This window comes from Mesorhizobium sp. M7A.F.Ca.CA.001.10.2.1, from assembly GCF_003998575.1.
Classification (GTDB): Bacteria; Pseudomonadota; Alphaproteobacteria; order Rhizobiales; family Rhizobiaceae; genus Mesorhizobium.
Window position 1 is genome coordinate 1 of sequence record NZ_RZQY01000872.1, and the last position, 2011, is coordinate 2011.

Here is a 2011-nt window from a genome sequence, read left to right on the forward strand (position 1 = left end):
GCAGGGGTGATCGCCAAACCATTCGACCCGCTTGCGCTTGCCGGTGAAGTCAAAAGATTGCTTCTATCGCGCGCCTGATCCGACGTTTGGCGTGGGCACCGAGCGCAGTCTGGCTGCAGACTGTGCGACGCCGTTCACGGCTCCTATACCATGTCGCCTTATTCATCTACTGATTGTGCCGAGGTGCAGGCGTAGCGAATCAGGTTGTCTATAATCGCGCAGCATCGGCGGAGCTCGGCGAGAGATTGAGAAGAATGTCTCTGTCTGCATGAACCGCGTTGGCGGATGTCGGTTCATGGATCAATCACTCCGGGGGGCAAGCGGCAAAACGAGGCGCGAACCGGAGCAAGGCTGATGAACGGAGCGAAGGCAAGAGTTCTGATTTGCGATGACGATCCCCTCTTGCTCGAACTGATGGAATTCAGGCTCAGGGCAAAGGGATACGAGGTCATCAAGGCCATAGACGGGGCGGAAGCGCTCTTGAAGGCGGAGCATGAGGCGCCGGACATCATCGTGCTCGATGCGATGATGCCCAAGGCCGACGGCCTGGAGGTTCTTGCCCGCATCAAGAGCGACCCGGCTTTGTCGGAAATCCCGGTTGTCATGCTGACCGCCCGCAAGGGCGAAAGGGACATCGTCTCGGCCCTTGAGAAGGGGGCCGACGACTACCTTGTGAAACCCTTCATTCCCGAGGAGCTGCTGGCCCGGCTTGCGCGCCTGCTGGCGCGCAAGAGCGGGAAACGCTGATGTGGCGCGGCCGGCGCGCCGTCATTGCGGCATGCGTTTTCCTGGCGGTTGAAACGGCGCCTGCCGCCGCGCTGGCCCAGGCGGTCGACGAACTGTACGCCTCCGGCGTCAAGGCCAGGCAAGCCCAGCATTTCGACGAATCGGCGAAGCTGCTGCGGCGTGCGCTGGCGCTCAAGCCCGACAATGCCGATGCCCTGGTGCAACTTGGCTTCGCCGAGCTTGGCCGCAACAATCTGCCGGCCGCGCGTGAAGCCTTTTCCAGGGCGCTTGCGCTTGCGCCGACCTATCTGGATGCCAGCTTCGGCATCGCTCAGGTCGAGTTCCGCTCCGGCAATCTGGACGCCGCGCTGCAACTGGCAGAAGAGGTGTCGCGTGCCGAGCGGGGCAATGCCGACGCGGCGACGCTTGTCGCCAACATCCGCAAGGCCCAGCAGCCGACAGCAGCAAGCAGAAGCCTGCGACCGCGAGGAAGAAGCTGCGCCCGCCGCGGCCGGATCCTGTCGCCGGCCTGATGGAGAAGGGCCAGAGATTGCGGGCGGCGGGACAATTGCCCGAGGCGGAGAACGCCTATTGCCGCGCGCTCGGGCTGGCGCCTAAAAACACCGACATCCTGGTCGCCATGGGTCTCGTGGCGGGCTCCCAACAGAAATTCGACGAGGCCGGGCATTTCTTCGACCAGGCGCTGGCCATCAAGCCCGGCCTTCTCGACGCCCGCCTCGGCAAGGTCCGGCTGGCGATCTGGCAGGGCGACGTGCCGCGCGCCCGCGCGATGATCGATGATGTGCTTGGCACCGCGCCAGGCAACGCCGAGGCGATCGCCCTCGACGCACGGATTTCTTTGCTCGAGCGGGATTACACGCGGGCCGAGCAGTCGTTTCAGCGGGTGCTGGCGATTGATCCGCGCAATGCCGAAGCGCTGGTGGGAATCGGCGATGTGCGCCGCGCCCGTGGCGACGACGACGCCGCGCGCGATGCCTACCGGCAGGCGCTTGCCCTCGAACCCGGCTCGCGCGACATCGAGCAGAGACTGGCCGCACCACCGCCGCGCAAATGGCGGCTCGATATCGGTAGCGAAGTGAGCGACCTCACCGATGGACTTGGTGATTGGACAGACAGTTCGACCGGCCTTGCCTATCGGCTCACCCCGCAGACGACCATTTCGGGCCACACCCGGATGGCGACTCGCTACGGTCGCACCGATGTTCAGATCGACGGCCGCATCGACCAGGCCTTTTCGGCCACGGTTTCGGCCTATGTGCTGGCA

At 64.5% G+C, this 2011-nt stretch carries 3 protein-coding genes; all 3 read left to right on the forward strand.

Annotated features, from left to right (window positions below):
* The first annotated feature begins 354 nt into the window (after positions 1-354).
* Positions 355-747 carry a response regulator transcription factor gene (locus EN964_RS32875; RefSeq protein ID WP_127270163.1) on the forward strand — a complete coding sequence of 131 codons (393 nt, stop codon included), beginning with the start codon at positions 355-357 and terminating at the stop codon, positions 745-747.
* Positions 747-1259 carry a tetratricopeptide repeat protein gene (locus EN964_RS38925; RefSeq protein ID WP_245490716.1) on the forward strand — a complete coding sequence of 171 codons (513 nt, stop codon included), beginning with the start codon at positions 747-749 and terminating at the stop codon, positions 1257-1259. The genes EN964_RS32875 and EN964_RS38925 overlap by 1 nt, the downstream gene beginning before the upstream one ends.
* Positions 1259-2011: tetratricopeptide repeat protein (locus tag EN964_RS38930; RefSeq protein ID WP_245490717.1), on the forward strand; the 753-nt coding region annotated here is incomplete at its 3' end. The genes EN964_RS38925 and EN964_RS38930, both read left to right, overlap by 1 nt.